At 45.0% G+C, this 16,007-nt stretch carries 10 protein-coding genes and 1 tRNA gene; 10 read left to right on the forward strand and 1 reads right to left on the reverse strand.

Annotated elements, in window-relative coordinates; all coding sequences use genetic code 11:
- Window positions 1-538 precede the first annotated feature (538 nt).
- From M2133_RS04055 to M2133_RS04075, 5 genes are all read left to right on the forward strand, one after another.
- Entirely contained in the window at window positions 539-3,508 is a 2,970-nt protein-coding gene (locus tag M2133_RS04055) for a TonB-dependent receptor (RefSeq protein ID WP_346843228.1), read from the forward strand.
- Window positions 3,509-3,521: 13 nt separating this feature from the next.
- Window positions 3,522-5,213, forward strand: coding sequence for a RagB/SusD family nutrient uptake outer membrane protein (locus tag M2133_RS04060; RefSeq protein WP_277464687.1), 1,692 nt, complete (start codon window positions 3,522-3,524; stop codon window positions 5,211-5,213).
- Window positions 5,214-5,334: 121 nt separating this feature from the next.
- Complete coding sequence (locus M2133_RS04065) at window positions 5,335-6,468, forward strand: glycoside hydrolase family 88 protein (protein ID WP_277464688.1); 1,134 nt, start codon at window positions 5,335-5,337, stop codon at window positions 6,466-6,468.
- A gap of 9 nt (window positions 6,469-6,477) precedes the next feature.
- Window positions 6,478-8,400: a family 43 glycosylhydrolase gene (locus M2133_RS04070; RefSeq protein ID WP_277464690.1), complete on the forward strand. Its 1,923-nt coding sequence runs from the start codon at window positions 6,478-6,480 to the stop codon at window positions 8,398-8,400.
- 101 nt (window positions 8,401-8,501) lie between these two features.
- A complete protein-coding gene (locus M2133_RS04075; RefSeq protein ID WP_277464691.1) occupies window positions 8,502-8,972 on the forward strand; it encodes a MaoC family dehydratase in 471 nt (156 codons plus the stop codon).
- Between the two features lie 3 nt (window positions 8,973-8,975).
- Here M2133_RS04075 and M2133_RS04080 read toward each other — a convergent pair whose 3' ends face one another.
- Window positions 8,976-9,710 carry a lysophospholipid acyltransferase family protein gene (locus M2133_RS04080; RefSeq protein WP_277464692.1) on the reverse strand — a complete coding sequence of 245 codons (735 nt, stop codon included), beginning with the start codon at window positions 9,708-9,710 and terminating at the stop codon, window positions 8,976-8,978.
- 184 nt (window positions 9,711-9,894) lie between these two features.
- On the opposite strand from M2133_RS04080, the gene M2133_RS04085 reads away from it, so the two are divergent.
- The 5 genes from M2133_RS04085 to M2133_RS04105 all read left to right on the forward strand — a co-directional run bounded on the left by M2133_RS04085 (window position 9,895) and on the right by M2133_RS04105 (window position 15,993).
- Window positions 9,895-9,968 (forward strand) — tRNA-Ile (locus M2133_RS04085).
- A 448-nt stretch (window positions 9,969-10,416) separates the two neighbouring features.
- Window positions 10,417-12,990, forward strand: a complete 2,574-nt coding sequence (locus tag M2133_RS04090) for an AarF/UbiB family protein (protein WP_277464693.1) — start codon at window positions 10,417-10,419, stop codon at window positions 12,988-12,990.
- 106 nt (window positions 12,991-13,096) lie between these two features.
- Window positions 13,097-13,726, forward strand: a complete 630-nt coding sequence (locus M2133_RS04095; protein ID WP_277464695.1) for a hypothetical protein — start codon at window positions 13,097-13,099, stop codon at window positions 13,724-13,726.
- A gap of 10 nt (window positions 13,727-13,736) precedes the next feature.
- Window positions 13,737-15,179 (forward strand): DarT ssDNA thymidine ADP-ribosyltransferase family protein, encoded by a 1,443-nt coding sequence (locus tag M2133_RS04100; RefSeq protein WP_277464696.1) that lies wholly within the window; start codon window positions 13,737-13,739, stop codon window positions 15,177-15,179.
- Window position 15,180: 1 nt separating this feature from the next.
- Window positions 15,181-15,993, forward strand: coding sequence for a hypothetical protein (locus M2133_RS04105; RefSeq protein ID WP_277464697.1), 813 nt, complete (start codon window positions 15,181-15,183; stop codon window positions 15,991-15,993).
- The last annotated feature ends 14 nt before the right edge of the window (window positions 15,994-16,007 follow it).

The raw sequence follows: 16,007 nt of genomic DNA on the forward strand, positions 1-16,007 counted from the left end.
ATTAAACACCAATGTTTTGTTCGCAAACTACCGGTAGTTTGCGAACAAAATACCGGTAGTTTGTCGACAAAATATTAGTAGTTTGCGTGCAAAGTACCGGTAGTTGAAAAAAGGGGGGGCTGAAACGATTTGGGAATGTCTCTTTCAGGTCGTTAAAAGGCCGGCGGCCTTTTATAAAACTCCGGCGGCCTTTTGGGAAACCCTGCCGGCCTTTTATAAAACTCCGGCGGCCTTTTCCGGGAAGCTCCCATCCTTCTCTAAGCCTTCAACCGGAGTCCCTCGCCCCATAAGAGTCGAATCATTATTCAAAAGAGGGGTATAGACGTGTCATATCCCCGCTTTTCTCCTTTTTTGAACCGGAATTAAACCTATAAGTGTCGTTTATGCCATTTATTTGCTCCCCAGAATTTAATACTTTGTCTAACTTTAATAAACAAGCATGAAAGCACGAAACTTTTTCTTTGCTATTGCACTATTCGCTTCTTATCCATTGTCGTATGGATATGCGATAGACACAGATGTGACAGACGCGCGTCGTATGGTCGTCCAACAACAAGCCAGACAGCTCACCGGAGTCATTACGGACCAGACGGGCGAACCGGTGATCGGTGCCAATGTGTCGGTGAAAGGTACGACGAACGGAACAATCACAAACTATGACGGTGAATTTTCGCTGCAGGTACCGGTTGGTGCCACGCTTCAAATCTCTTATATCGGATACCTGAGTCAGGAGATCCGGATTGAAAATCAAACACAGCTTAATATTGTGTTACAGGAAGACACGCAGACACTCGACGAAGTGGTCGTTGTCGGTTACGGGGTGCAGAAGAAATCCGACGTGACCGGTTCGGTTACTTCGGTCGCGAAAGAGCGTTTATCGAAACTGCCGGTAACCAACGTATTGCAAGCCGTTCAGGGCGCTGCTGCCGGGGTGACCATCACGCAGACATCGGGTATTCCGGGCGACGCGCCCGATGCTTTGGTGCGCGGACGTAACTCGATCAATGCCTCTTCCGGCCCGTATGTGGTGGTCGACGGTATCCCCATCAGTAAGTCGGGAGGTACCTTGAACGACATCAATCCGAACGATATCGAGTCGATGGAGATCCTCAAAGATGCTTCGGCAACGGCTATCTACGGGACGAACGGGGCCAACGGGGTTATCCTGATCACGACCAAACGGGGTACTTCCAGCAAACCGACGATCCGCTACAACGGTTATGTCGGGATCGAAGACTTTACCAATAAGTTGAAGTTTGGCGATGGCAAGCAGATCCTGCAACGGTATGCGGATTATGTGGCGCAGAACCCGGGTGAGACCCTGTTCGACGGTCATGTAAAGAATGAATACGAATCGGCGAACTACCAGAACGGGATCGAGAACGACTGGATCGACGCCGCTTCTCAAACGGGTATCATCCAAAACCATAACGTCAGCGTGGCCGGTGGCGCCGAGAATGTGAAGTATTACGTATCGGCCGACTATATGGACCAGAAAGGGTTGTTGAAAGGGTTCAACTACAAACGGTATTCCGTACGTACGAACCTGGACCTGAACGTAACGGATTACCTGACGGTGGGGACCAACACGTATATCGTAGCCCACAACCGGGACGGTGGCCGGGTGAACTTCCTGATGGCGGAAGCGATGAGCCCGTATGCCCGTATGTATGAAGAAGATGGCAGCTATTGCATCAACCCGATGTACAGTGAGACCCTGTTCACCAACCCCTTGATGTGGACGACAACCAATCCGGAACGTCGGCAATACAATATGAATATAAACGGATATGCAGAGGTGAACTTCGGAAATATCTGGAAACCGCTCGAAGGACTGCGTTATAAGTTCAACGGAGGTTTCGCTTATATGCCCAAACGCAGCAATACGTACGAAGGCAAGTCGGTAAACAAAAACAGCGGATACGCGAAGATCTTCAACGATGAGACACAGAGCTATACGGTGGAGAATATCCTTTCCTATGCCCGCGACTTTGGCATGCACCATATCGACCTGACCGCGCTCTACGCTTCGTCACGTAAGAAATACCAGAGCTCGACAGCCGAAGCGGAGAAGTTTATCAACGACGACCTGCAATGGCACAATATGGGTAGCGCCGAAACGCACAAAGTGAGCTCTTATACCGACCTTTACACCACTATATCGCAGATGGGGCGTATCAATTATTCCTACGACAGCCGCTATCTGTTCACCTTCACCGTACGTCGCGACGGTTCTTCAGTCTTCGGAGCAAACAATAAATACGGGGTATTCCCGTCGGTTGCTTTGGGCTGGAACATCGCCCGTGAAAGCTTTATGGAGAAATCCAATGATTGGCTGAATACCCTGAAACTGCGTCTCTCCTATGGTAAGGCAGGGAATGAGGCGATCGGCGTTTATCAGTCATTGGTAAAGATGGACACCGGCATGTTGACCATGAACGGTGGTAGCTCGGCTGCTTTATGGCCCAACGACCTGATGGGGAATAGCGACCTAACATGGGAGACAACGAAATCGTTTAATGTCGGTCTCGACTTTGGCTTGTGGAACAACCGCCTGTCGGGGAATATCGACTTCTATACGTCGACCACCAACGACTTACTGCTGAAACGCAACCTGCCCAAGGTGTCCGGTTACAACAGTGTGTACTCCAATATGGGGGAAACAGCCAATAGAGGGCTTGAGATCACCTTGAACTCCCGCAATATCACAACCAAAGACTTCAGCTGGAACAGCACATTGGTCTTCTCCTGGAATGAGAATGAGATCAAAGACCTCTATGGCGACGGCAAAGACGATTTGGGTAACCGTTGGTTTATCGGCCATCCGATCGGTGTGATCTACGATTATGAGAAAGTGGGTATCTGGCAGGAAGATGAAATCGCCGCCGGAATGCACGAGAATTGGGATCCGATTGCCGAAGCCGGCGACATCAAATTGAAAGACCAGAATGGCGACGGCAAGATCAACGACGACGACCGGAAGATCCTCGGACAGACCGCGCCGAAGTGGATCGGTGGGTTGACCAATACGTTCACTTACAAAGATTTCTCGCTGAGCGTATTCATCCAGACGGTACAGGGATTGAAGAAAAACAATACCCTGATCAGTATCGCCGGCGATGAGATGGGACGCCGCAATTCCACGACCGAGATCGGTTACTGGACACCGGAGAACCAAAGTAACGAATGGCGCTCCCTGCGTAAGAACTCCAACAAACATGGATACGGCTTCCCCAGCGATGCCAGCTTTACCCGTATCAAAGACATTACGTTGAGCTATAACCTGCCGCGTACGATTGTCAGCAAGATCGGTATCGACGCGTTGCAGATGTATGTCAGCGGACGTAACCTCTTTACCTTCACCGACTGGATCGGTTGGGATCCGGAAGCACGCCAACTCTCACGCGGGCATAGCTCATGGGACGGCACACGCGGTGAAACAGTTTACGACAGCAGTAACTATCCAATGACTAAAACCTTTGTGTTTGGTCTTAATGTAACATTCTAAAAAAACAAGAACAATGAAACTAAGAAATATAGGTTTAACGGTTTTAGCTGCCTCCGCCCTGGTGTTGGGCACATCGTGCAGCGACAGCTTCCTGGATGAGAAGATGTATTCCAAATACGGTCCGGAAGTAGAAGATATCAACGCGAAATTAATCGGTCTGCACCGTCAATATGCCGCTACCTGGGGGATGTCGGGACAGCAGGGTTTTCCCGGATGCTGGCAGGTAGGGACCGATGTGGGTGCCCCCGGTGATACGCAAGGGGTAGAGGTGCCTTTCTACCGTTATCAGGAATTGAACGCGGAGAATGCCGGCGTGAGCCATCTTTGGGAAAGACTCTACGAGATCATCAACAGCGCGAACCTGATCATTGCTTCCGTGGGTGATAACGGCGACCAGGCGGCTAAAGGGGAAGCGATGTTCTTCCGTGCCTATGCGTATAATATGCTGGTGATACTATGGGGCGATGTGCCTCTGATCGCCGAATCGACCACCGTGCCCCGTACCGACTACGTGCGGGATGAGGTGGCCAAGGTAGATGCCTTGATCGATAGCGACCTGACATTCGCGATCGCGAACCTGCCGGCCGTCGGACAGGCAAAAACCGAAAGCCGTATCAATAAAGATATGGCACGCCAGATGGCCGGTGAAGCTTATCTGCGCATGGGGATGCGTGACGCGTCTTATTTCAAGAAAGCCGAAGAGGCTGTTACGCCGGTGATTACGGAAGGAAACTACAAGCTGATCCAGGAGCGTTACGGTAAATTCACCGGCGAAGGGGGCGACTATTACGCGGATATGTTCCGTTGGGGTAACCAACGTCGCTCACAGGGGAATACGGAAACGATCTGGACGTTCCAGCTGGAGTATAACCGCGATGTCAACGGCGGTACGATCGACAACCCGCAGCAACGCCGTAACTGGGTACCTGCTTTCCATAAATATGCCGGCATGCAGAATGCCGACTCTATCGGTGGACGGGGTAACGGCCGCTTGCGTATCAGTAACTTTGTGAAATACGGGCTGTTTGCCGAAGGAGATATCCGTAACTCCAACTATAATATTCGCCGTCAGTTGTATTACAACCGTCCGGGATATGAAGAAACATTTGGTGTCGACGCTAAAGGTTTCCGGGTAGCCAAGGACGCGGGCGTACGGAATGTAACCGTTAAGACGGGCGATCCGGTGATCCCGGCGGAGGCCGACTCACTGGCCGTGAACTATCCGCATCCAACCAAATGGGGCGGCTACGATCCGACCGACGACTTCGGGTATGCGATTGTGAAAGACTGGCCATTGATGCGTCTGGGTGAGACCTACCTATTGCGTGCCGAAGCCCGTTTCCGCCAAGGAAACAACCAGGGGGCTGCCGATGATATCAACGCGCTTCGCGACCGGGCATTCAAACAGTCCCGCGCGGAAACAGGAAACGCGAACCTGGGCAAGGTGTCGGCCGCCGATATCGATATTCACTTTATCCTGGACGAACGCGTACGTGAGTTGATCGCCGAAGAGAACCGCCGCATGACGTTGGTGCGCACGAATACCTTAAAGGAACGTATCGCGCTCAATGGCGATGTGGAGCCTTATGCCCCGAACAATAAGGTTATCACCGGCTTCCAGGACTTCAACGTTTTGCTGCCGATCCCTCTGACAGAGATCCAGCTGAATAAAGATGCCAATCTGGAGCAAAACACGGGTTATTGATTCTTTGTAAATAATTAGTATAGATTAGCCTTAAGGCAAGACGATTGTTTAGAAAGAGGGCGGGGTGAGAACTCCCCCCTCTTTTGTCGCACTTGGGGAATACATTAAAACACGCGAATAGATGAAAACATTTCAAAAAAGACTGCTCTGCCTGAGCCTGCTCGCCTGTTCATTCACATTGCAGGCGCAGACAACCGATAAGGAGGAGGTATTGCGGATTATCCATAAAGTAAACAACCACTGGCAGACAGCTCATCCGGAACCCGGCTGGGCTTTCTGGGAAAACGCGGCGTACCATACCGGCAATATGGAAGCGTATTTGCTGACCGGCGAAGCAAGCTACCGGGAATATTCCGAACGATGGGCGGAAAAGAACGAGTGGAAAGGGGCGAAGTCGGAAGATAAGAAGAACTGGAAATACAGCTATGGCGAGTCCGATGAATACGTGCTTTTTGGCGATTGGCAGACTTGTTTCCAGACGTATGCCGACTTATACCTATTGGATCCGGCGCAGCATAAGATCGCGCGGGCCAAAGAGGTGATGGAATACCAGATGAGCACTTCACGCAATGATTATTGGTGGTGGGCCGATGGACTCTATATGGTGATGCCGGTCATGACCAAACTGTATAAGATCACACAGCAGGAAGAGTATCTGGAGAAACTCTATGTCTATTTCAGCTATGCGCGTGATCTGATGTACGACAATACAAGTGGCCTGTTCTATCGCGACGCGAAATATATCTATCCCAAGCACCAGACACGCAATAACCGGAAAGACTTCTGGGCCAGAGGCAATGGCTGGGTCTTTGCCGCGCTGGCGAAAGTGCTGGCCGACCTGCCCAAAGAGAACCGCTACCGGGACGAATACATCACCGTTTACCGCAATATGGCAGAAGCGCTGAAAGCCTCCCAACAGGAAGAGGGGTTCTGGAGCCGGAGCATTCTGGACAAAGAACAGGCACCCGGATATGAGACCAGTGGTACGGCGTTTATTATTTATGGTTACCTTTGGGGAGTAAACAACGGCTTATTGGAACAGTCGGCCTACGGAGAAACAATGCGTAACGGATTGAAATATCTGTTAGAGACAGCCCTTCAGCCCTCCGGGCTTGTGGGTTATGTGCAACCGATCGGTGAGCGGGCCGACCAGCATAATAATGTCGGTCCTGAGACAACGGCCAATTTCGGCGTGGGCGCCTTCCTGCTGGCAACCAGCGAGTATGTGCGCTTTCTGGAAAAAACACACAAATAAATAATACCTATGAGAGCTGTATCCTTTATCCTATCGTTCGTTCTTTTATCGTTTGCCTCCCCTGCCGGGGCACAGGATTTCGCCTCCAACGTGGCAGAGAAAGACTGCGTGGCTTATCTTTTCGCTTATTTCAACGGCAATAAAGTAGAACAAGAGCAAATCTGTTTGGCAATCAGTTCCGATGGCTATACCTATCGGGCACTGAACAACGGCCAACCGGTTATCCCTTCGAAAGAGATCAGTGAGACCGGAGGCGTGCGCGATCCGCATATCCTGCGCGCGGAAGACGGGAAGACCTTCTATATGGTTGTTACCGATATGACCTCCTCCAAGGGCTGGGACTCCAACCGGGGCATAGTTTTACTGAAATCGAATAACCTAGTCGACTGGACTTCTTCGAAAATCAATATACAAAAGAAGTATTCCGGACAGGAAGAACTGAAAAGGGTATGGGCTCCACAAACCATCTTCGATCCGCAGGCCGGAAAGTATATGATCTACTTCTCCATGCAGCATGATAGCGGAGCGGATATTATTTATTATGCCTATGCCAACGAGGACTTCACGGATCTGGAGGGAGAACCGAAACAATTATTCTTCCCCAAAAACGGGAAGTCTTGTATCGACGGAGATATTGTGTATAAGAACGGTATATTCCACATGTTTTACAAGACCGAAGGACATGGCAACGGCATCAAACACACGATGACCGACAACCTGACTTCCGGATGCTGGATTGAGCAACCGGGCTATAAGCAACAGACTCGCGACGCGGTGGAAGGGTCGTGCCTGTTCAAATTAATCAACCAGGATAAATACATCCTGATGTATGATGTCTACGGGAAAGGGAAATACCAATTCTGCGAGAGTGTCGATTTAGATAACTTCAAGGTGATCGATAATGAGATCAGTATGGACTTCCATCCGCGCCACGGTACCATCATCCCGATCACGCGCAACGAACTGAAAGCCGCCACCGACAAATGGGGAATGCCGGAAGGCATGAATATACCGGAAGCGAAAAACCCCGTATTGACCGGCTATTTTGCCGATCCGGAGATCCTCTATTCCGAGAAGACAGGCAAATACCATCTGTATCCGACAAGCGACGGCTTCCAAGGCTGGGGTGGATACTACTTCAAAACGTTCTCGTCGGACAACCTGAAAGACTGGACGGATGAAGGTGTTATCCTGAACCTGCGGACCGATGTTACGTGGGCAAACGGTAACGCCTGGGCACCGTGTATCGTTGAAAAGAAAGTGGGGAAAGACAAATACAAGTATTACTACTATTTCAGTGGCGGACAAGACGGAGGGGAGAAAAAGATCGGCGTAGCGGTAGCCGATGATCCGGCCGGCCCGTTTGTTGACTCGGGAAATCCATTGATCGACTTCCGTCCCGAAGGGATAAAAGGCGGGCAGCAGATCGATCCGGATGTGTTCTTCGATCCGAAAAGCAAAAAGCACTACCTCTATTGGGGCAATGGCTATATGGCCGGGGCGGAGCTGAACAAAGACATGGTGTCGATCAAAAAGAACACGATCAAGGTGATGACACCCGACCGTACTTTCCGTGAGGCGGTGTATGTGTTCTATCGCAAGGGCACCTACTACTTCCTTTGGTCGGAAGACGATACCGGCAGCCCGAATTACAAGGTACGTTATGCCACAGCCCAATCACCGCTCGGGCCATTGACCATCCCTGAGAATAATATCGTTATCATGCGCGACGATGCGAACGAGATCTATGGCGCCGGCCATAACTCTGTATTGCAGGTGCCCGGAACCGATGAATGGTACATCGTCTATCACCGGATCTCCCGCCCGAACGGCATGCGAATGCCCTACCCCGGGATATACCGCGAAGTATGTATCGACAAGATGGAATTCAACGAAGACGGAAGCATACAGCAAGTAAAGCCTTCTTTGTAGGAGATACGTTAAAATTATACAAGTAAACTACCATAGAGAAGTTCCGATAAAGAATTTGAGGTATTTTTGTCTCCTCAAAAGATCTAAAAGGAGAAAATAATATGGTAGCTATAAACAGTTTCAAAGAATTTGAGCAATACGTAGGGAAAGAACTCGGTGTTTCGGAATACCTGACCATCACGCAGGAGCAAATCAATCAGTTTGCAGATGCAACACTTGACCATCAATGGATCCATGTTGATGTGGAAAAAGCGAAAGTGGAAAGCCCGTTTCATAATACGATCGCACACGGTTACCTGACACTCTCGGTCCTGCCGCATCTCTGGGGGCAAATCGCACAGGTTAATAATGTGAAATCACTGATTAACTACGGGATTGAAAAATTAAAATTCAACCAACCGGTAATTGTCGGCAGTGAGGTTCGCCTGAAAGTCAGCCTGCAGTCTATCGTCAATCTGCGAGGCATCGCCAAAGCGGAGATGAAGGCTACGATGGAAATCAAAGACAGCAAGAAAAGCGCCTTCGACGGCGTCATTGTTTTTGTGTATAATTTCGAAGAGGGGTATATCTAATCGCTATTGAACGATACGCTCCACGACGGCTTTTTCCGTCCTTTCAAACACTTCCGGAAAAGACATATCCCGAATAGGAAACGGGGGATGAATGGTAAACACCAGTTTATTCCCCAATCCTAACGGGAACGAACCCCAGCGCGTCATCTTCCACGAATGATTGATCGTCACCGGAACCATCCAAGCCGAAGGCGCATACTTACAGAGGATCTTCAATCCGTTCTCCGCGAAAGGCAGAGGTTTGCCGGTCCGGCTGCGTGTCCCCTCCGGGAATATCACCGCTGCTCGCTTATGCTGCTCAATATATTTTCCCAGCCCCGCGATAGCCGTTAGCGCCTGCTTCGGTTCATCCCGTTTGATCACCACCGATCCCCCGTGATTCAGATTATAAGAGATACTCGGCAGTCCCTTGGCCAGTTCAATCTTACTCACATACTTGGGATGCACCTTGCGCATAAACCAGCCCATCGTAATAATATCATACATACTCTGATGATTTGCCGCGATAATCACCGGCACCCCTTCGGGCAGAAGCTCTAAGTTTTCAATCCTATACCGCGTTCCCAACACATACGTATTCGCCACCAGGAAGAAATTCAATAGATCCACACTCTTCTTATGCGCCTGATACCCGAACCCCTTCAGGCAAATCCATTGGATCGGATGAAAAATAAGCAACGTACAGAAAAAGAGAAAGTAATAAACGACAGAAAGCGGTATAGACAATATCCTTTGCATATTCAGATTCTTAAAACTGAAGGCAAAGATAATAAAAGCCAAATACAGAAGCAAACCAGCCTGATTAGCCCAAGACGCATCCTGTTTCCGACATCCTTATGCCCTCAACTTTTCCCCCGAACACTTGCAGAAACCGAATTAAAGTCGTAATATTGCACCCGATTTCAGAAAAACCTTCTGATCCGGTCCTATAGCTCAGTTGGTTAGAGCACCTGACTCATAATCAGGGAGTCCTTGGTTCAAGCCCAAGTGGGACCACCGCCTAAAAATAAAGCACTTACAGAAGAATCTGTAGGTGCTTTTTGCTTTGCGTTTGCACACAATTTGCACACAGCTGTTTTTGTGGGATTGGGAGTTTAGAAAAAACTGCTTTTTATTTATGCGAATTTCTCCACTTTACTAAGGTTTTCATTTGGTTGTGATCACAAAGATAGGTAGCTCCCTTGTTGCAGGAAAAGACTATGTCATCTGCTTCTATATTGATTTTGATAATACACAGATAGACAACGCGGAAAAATTGAAGCAACCTTTACTACATTAAAACAGTCAAAGCGACATACTAATAAATTCTTTTGTAACTTTGTAAAAAGGAAAAGAAAATCTGTTGCTGTATGAACATCTTAAAATATCGTCGCGTTTTGATGCTTATGTTTTATACAGAGCTCTATTTCTATATAAATTCTTATATTCAACCATTTAGTACAAGATGAACTATCCGTTAATTTCAGAATATATTGAAGCTATTCGCTCACCAGAGGACAACTTTGACAAGTTGAACAATCTTCGCCCTGTAAAGGATGAAGACGGAAACCCGATAATGAGTAGCGGCAACTTTGCAGTGGTCTTTAAAATGACTGACGGGGAAAAGAACTACGCAATAAAATGCTTTACAAAGGAGCAAAAAGGGCGTGCTGAAGCTTACCAGTTGATATCAGAAGCTCTTGATAATGTGAAAACTGACTATCTGATTCCTGTGAAGTATTATGATAATGAATTGTTTGTTGACTCTAAGCAAACAGACGTCTCCGAATTTTCTATCATATTAATGGACTGGATTGACGGAATTTCCCTTGATGAGTACCTAAAATCAATTATTAATAATGCTTATAAACGAGAAAAATTAGCAGATGAGTTTCAAAAACTTGTATGTTGGTTATTGCCTCAACCGTTTGCTCATGGTGACTTAAAGCCTGATAATATATTAGTACTAGAAGATGGCTCTATCGTATTATTGGATTATGACGGAATGTTTGTATCCTCTATGAAAGGACAAAAAGCACGGGAATTAGGCAGTCCCTTATACAGATATCGAGGACGAACAGTTGAAACATTTGATGAACATATAGATGATTATGCCGCAGTCTTGATCTTACTATTATTGCGGGTTATTGCTGTACAACCTTGTGAGTTTGAAGAATTACTATCCGATGACACGAGTTCTTTTCTGCATCAATTTGATTCGCTTTTGAACGACAAAAGAATTTCACCGTTATTATCTGCCTACCTGCTTGTATCTTCCTTTGGGCGAATGGATACCCAATTAGTCTATTCACTTCTTTCAGATAATTCTCACTATGATTTTGAGAAAGAGAGTAACTTATTAACTCGTGCGAAGAAGGCTGACACGAATGCGATGATTCAATTAGCAGATTTGTATTATAAAGGTTATTATGCTCCTAAAAATTATTCAAGAGCACTTAAGTGGTACGAATTGGCATTGCGTTTGGGCAATATTAATGCCAATCATGGACTCTGTCAGTGTTATTGTTATGATGAGGAATTTTTTACTAATGAAAAAAATGACTTTATAGATATATTAGCCAATCGTGAAGTAGATTTTTGCTACTGTAAAGGACAACTGTTAGAGGATAGTAATCCCCAGGAGGCTATAAAATGGTACAAAAAAGCTGCAGGGCAAGGATATTCAACTGCACAAATTCAACTTGGACTTTGTTATGCGAATGGCATTGGTGTAGATAAAGATGAGCAAAAGGCAGTTGTCTGGTACACAAAAGCTGCGGAACAAGGAAATTCGAACGCACAAATGCTACTTGGATTTTGTTATATAAATGGTCGTGGTGTAAAGAATAGTAATAATAATTGGCTTGAATGGTTTACGAAAGCTGCAGAGCAAGAAAATTCACTTGCGCAATATATGCTTGGATTTAATAAGCTTAACTGCTTTAGTATAACTGTAAGTACAGATGAAGAAAAAGAAAAAGCAGTAGAATGGTATACAAAATCTGCAGAGCAAGGATATTCGAACGCACAATATGATCTTGGGGTATGTTATGAGAATGGTACCGGTGTAGAGATAGATGAGCATAAGGCTGTAGAATGGTTTACAAAAGCCGCAGAGCAAGGACTTCTCAAGGCCCAATTGAAACTCGGGAATTATTATAAAAATGGACATGCTATTGAAAATGATGAACAAAAAGCTGTTAAATGGTGGAGAAAAGCTGCAGAGCAAGGCGATTCAGTTGCGCAATGCAATCTTGGACATTGTTATAAAAATGGCACTGGTATAAAGATAGATACACAAAAGGCGATCGAATGGTACACAAAAGCAGCGGAGCAAGGAAATACGATTGCGCAATACCATCTTGGAGATTGCTATAGGTATTATTTGGGTCCCAAAAATGATAGACATAAGGCGGTTCAATGGTACAAAAAGGCGGCAGAGCAAGGATATTCGGAAGCACAATATTACCTCGGAGAGTGTTATATGTTTGGCGAGGGTGTTGAAAAAGATGAACATAAGGCATTTCAATGGTATGCAAAAGCGGCAGAACAAGGATGTTTAAATGCGCAAATTACTCTTGGAGATTATTATATGTCTGGCTTTGGCATAGAAAAAGACGAACACAAAGCGTTTCAATGGTACACAAAAGCAGCGGAACAAGGGGATTTGGATACGCAAATTACTCTTGGAGATTGTTATAGGTCTGGCTCTGGTGTGAAAAAAGATGAACACAAAGCGTTTCAATGGTACGCAAAAGTTGCGAAACAAGGGAATTCACAAGCACTAAACAAACTTGGAAATTGTTATGAAAATGGTATTGGTGTAGATAAAGATGAATTTATGGCATTTCAATGCTACACTGAAGCAGAGAGAGAAGGATATTCAATCGCAGAATTTGATGGACAATATTATCTGGATGCACTATATAACCTTGCACGTTGTTATAGAAATGGTATTGGTGTAGAGAAAGATGAGTATATGGCGTATGATTACGATCTAAAAGCTGAAGAAGAAGAAAACTCTTGGGATATACCCTAAGCGAAAATATAAAAACTGCTATAAATCAGAGCATAACGATAGTACTAAAACTAACGAAACAGAAGAGAAGCAACAGTGTATATGTGAATATATTAATTAAGCCATTATGATTATAATAGAATCCAAACGCAAGAAACAGGAAAGTATTCTAAAAAAAAACCCGAATGCAATAATTGCTGATGTAACCAGCAAAGCTGAAGATGGATTAGTACGCTTTAGCCCATTCTATCCTCATGGTGGCATTCCTGTGCCCTTCAGTGATGGATGGGAAGCCTCTTGCGTTGAATCAATTTGGCAAGGGCTGAAAGTGTTTGAATCGACAGATATTGATACAGAACTATTCCGTAACGACACGATGAAAAATATTAAACGAACATCGCGAAAATACGGAAAACCATTGGGACATCGAAAGGGGGTAAACGGCACGGAGCTATTGGGCTATATTGAAGCACGAAAACAAATATATATTCCAACTTATCGGTGGGTGTTGGAGCATAAAGTGAAAAAGATTATTGAGCGATTGCGGGAAGCAAGCCAGACAAGAACTATCGTATTACTTGATTATGATACAAATAGTGATGTGGACAATGCTAAGAAACCGTTATCGCATGCTTTTCTTATCAAAGCTTATGTAGAAGGCTTATATCCTTATGATGATGTTTCAATAAACTCAGTTGATGTAAAGACAGACCATTTTACTAACAATAACCCAATACAGCTTTCGCTGTTTGATTAAGTAATCGGATATGGAAAAGAAAACAAATTGGAAAGAATACAAGAAAATCCTTGAACAACAAGGCGTAACAAAGCTATATCATTTCACCGATCGTGATAATTTGGAATCTATCATCCAAAATGGAGGTTTGTATTCATGGGCAGATTGTGAAGAAAAAGGTATTCACATACAGAAACCGGGAGGAAGCCAGTCATCCAGAAGCTTAGATTTTAGAGACAATTTGCAACATTTCGTAAGAGTAAGTTTTGTAACACAGCACCCCATGATGTATGTTGCCATGAACGATGGGCGCATCTCCAATCCGGTAATTCTTGAAATTGACCCTGAAGTAGCTTATTGGTCAAATACTCTGTATGCTGACCGAAACGCAACTAAAAATGGAGCAAAAGTAGGAGGGGAAATAGACGACTTCAATAGAATACATTTTGATGCACTTAAAATGAATAAGCATTTTGATCTTCCGGAAGAAGAGCAAATGTTTTACCAAGCTGAAGTGTTGGTAAAGAATTTTATCCCTCTACAATACATAATAAATATTGCAAACTTCGGTATTAGTATTCCGACACAAGGAATGCAAAGCAAATTGCCTTATACTGCACAGATAACCCGAAACACTCCAACTGCATTTATCTTCCTGATAGACCAATCTGTTTCTATGCAGAAAAAAACTCAATTATATGGTGAGGAGATGCCTATGTCGGAAGCAGTATCACGAATTGTCAATCATCAACTCAACGAATTGGTTTTGCGCTGTATTAAAGGAAGTGATACCCGTAATTACTACGATATAGCGGTAATTGGTTATGGCGAAAATGCCTACAGCGGATGGAAAGGAGAACTTGAAGGTAGGGATTTTGTGACTCCTTCGGAGCTTAAAGATCATCCCTATAAAAGGATAACGACTCGCAAAGAGACACGTACGCGTAAAGGAACAAAGATAGTAGAAGTTGAAGAGATACAATGGATAGAGGCAGATGCGACAAAGAGTTGGACTTGTGTGCATCATGCGTTTGATAAAGCTAAAGAACTATTGGGAAATTGGATGGTAGACCACCACGATAAAGATTGTTATCCTCCTACGATCATTAATATCACGGATGGGGAATTCAATGGAGCTACGAAAGATCATGTATTGCAACAAGCGAATGAACTAAAGTCAATGTTCACGAATGATGGTAATGTAATTCTGTTCAATATCCATATTTCCGCGGATAATACCATGAGTATACTTTGTCCGCCAGATAAATTGGAAGTCGCTTCAAACAGTTTGGCTACTACGATGTACGAACTATCCAGCTTGTTACCCACTCGCTATTCAGAAAAAGTCGCAGAAATGCGTAACGATCCATCTAATGATAGTCGTTATGTAGCAATGTCTATCAATGCAGATATGTCAACACTGATTCAATTGATGGATATTGGGACTCCCACCAATATCAGCCAAAACAAATAAAATGAAAAAAGCATATCATATAAGCATTGCCAAACCGGGACAAAATCAGACAAACGAAGACTGCGCAATAGCGCAAGAATCTCTTATTGCTGTTTCAGACGGTGCCGGAGGTGGAGGTGTATATGCGGATTTATGGTCGGCATACTTATTAAACAACCTTCCCCAAACCCCTATTACGTCTTTCTCGGAATTGAATAAATGGACAGAACATATTTGGGAACCCTTTTACGTCGGCTGTGAAGAAAAAGCGAAAATTGCAGGAGGAATGGTTTTGAAAAAGTTTTATGATGAAGGTTCGTTTGCAACTCTTGCCGTCGTATGGAAAACAAACAATTTATGCAGATGGATCAGTTATGGCGATAGTGTTATATTCCACTATAATAAAGAGGACGATAACCTTGAACACTCCTTTACAAAATTGGTGGATTTTAACAATCTTCCTTATCTAATCAATTGTAAGGATGAACCCAGTGAGCAAGGATTTGGATGTGGAGAGTTCCAAATTAATAAAAACTCAATAGTATTCTGTGCAACTGACTCTTTATCTCATTATGTTTTAATGATGTATGAATTATCTCATACAGAGAGGTTCCAAATGGAGTTAGATGAAGCTCAACAGACTGTCTCCAAAAACTCCCTTTTGATTAGTGTTGCATCTCAAAACAACATAGATTTTTACAATGATGTCATCAGCAAGTTGATTAATTGTAGAAATCATCAGTATAATTTTCAAAAGCATATAGGAGCCTTGTTAAGAAAAAATTTTATAGCTTTAGATGATTTTTCCTATTCCATTTTTGAACCTCTACAATGATAGTATCTGCAAAG

This window comes from Parabacteroides sp. PF5-6, from assembly GCF_029504695.1.
Classification (GTDB): domain Bacteria; phylum Bacteroidota; class Bacteroidia; order Bacteroidales; family Tannerellaceae; genus QVMG01.

Bases quoted from the DNA above. Each gene is read 5' to 3' on its own strand.
- M2133_RS04095 (WP_277464695.1), top strand. From the start codon at position 13,097: ATGATTATAATAGAATCCAAACGCAAGAAACAGGAAAGTATTCTAAAA.
- M2133_RS04055 (WP_346843228.1), top strand. From the start codon at position 539: ATGGTCGTCCAACAACAAGCCAGACAGCTCACCGGAGTCATTACGGAC.
- M2133_RS04100 (WP_277464696.1), top strand. From the start codon at position 13,737: ATGGAAAAGAAAACAAATTGGAAAGAATACAAGAAAATCCTTGAACAA.
- M2133_RS04070 (WP_277464690.1), top strand. From the start codon at position 6,478: ATGAGAGCTGTATCCTTTATCCTATCGTTCGTTCTTTTATCGTTTGCC.
- M2133_RS04075 (WP_277464691.1), top strand. From the start codon at position 8,502: ATGGTAGCTATAAACAGTTTCAAAGAATTTGAGCAATACGTAGGGAAA.
- M2133_RS04105 (WP_277464697.1), top strand. From the start codon at position 15,181: ATGAAAAAAGCATATCATATAAGCATTGCCAAACCGGGACAAAATCAG.
- M2133_RS04065 (WP_277464688.1), top strand. From the start codon at position 5,335: ATGAAAACATTTCAAAAAAGACTGCTCTGCCTGAGCCTGCTCGCCTGT.
- M2133_RS04090 (WP_277464693.1), top strand. From the start codon at position 10,417: ATGAACTATCCGTTAATTTCAGAATATATTGAAGCTATTCGCTCACCA.
- M2133_RS04080 (WP_277464692.1), bottom strand. From the start codon at position 9,710: ATGCAAAGGATATTGTCTATACCGCTTTCTGTCGTTTATTACTTTCTC.
- M2133_RS04060 (WP_277464687.1), top strand. From the start codon at position 3,522: ATGAAACTAAGAAATATAGGTTTAACGGTTTTAGCTGCCTCCGCCCTG.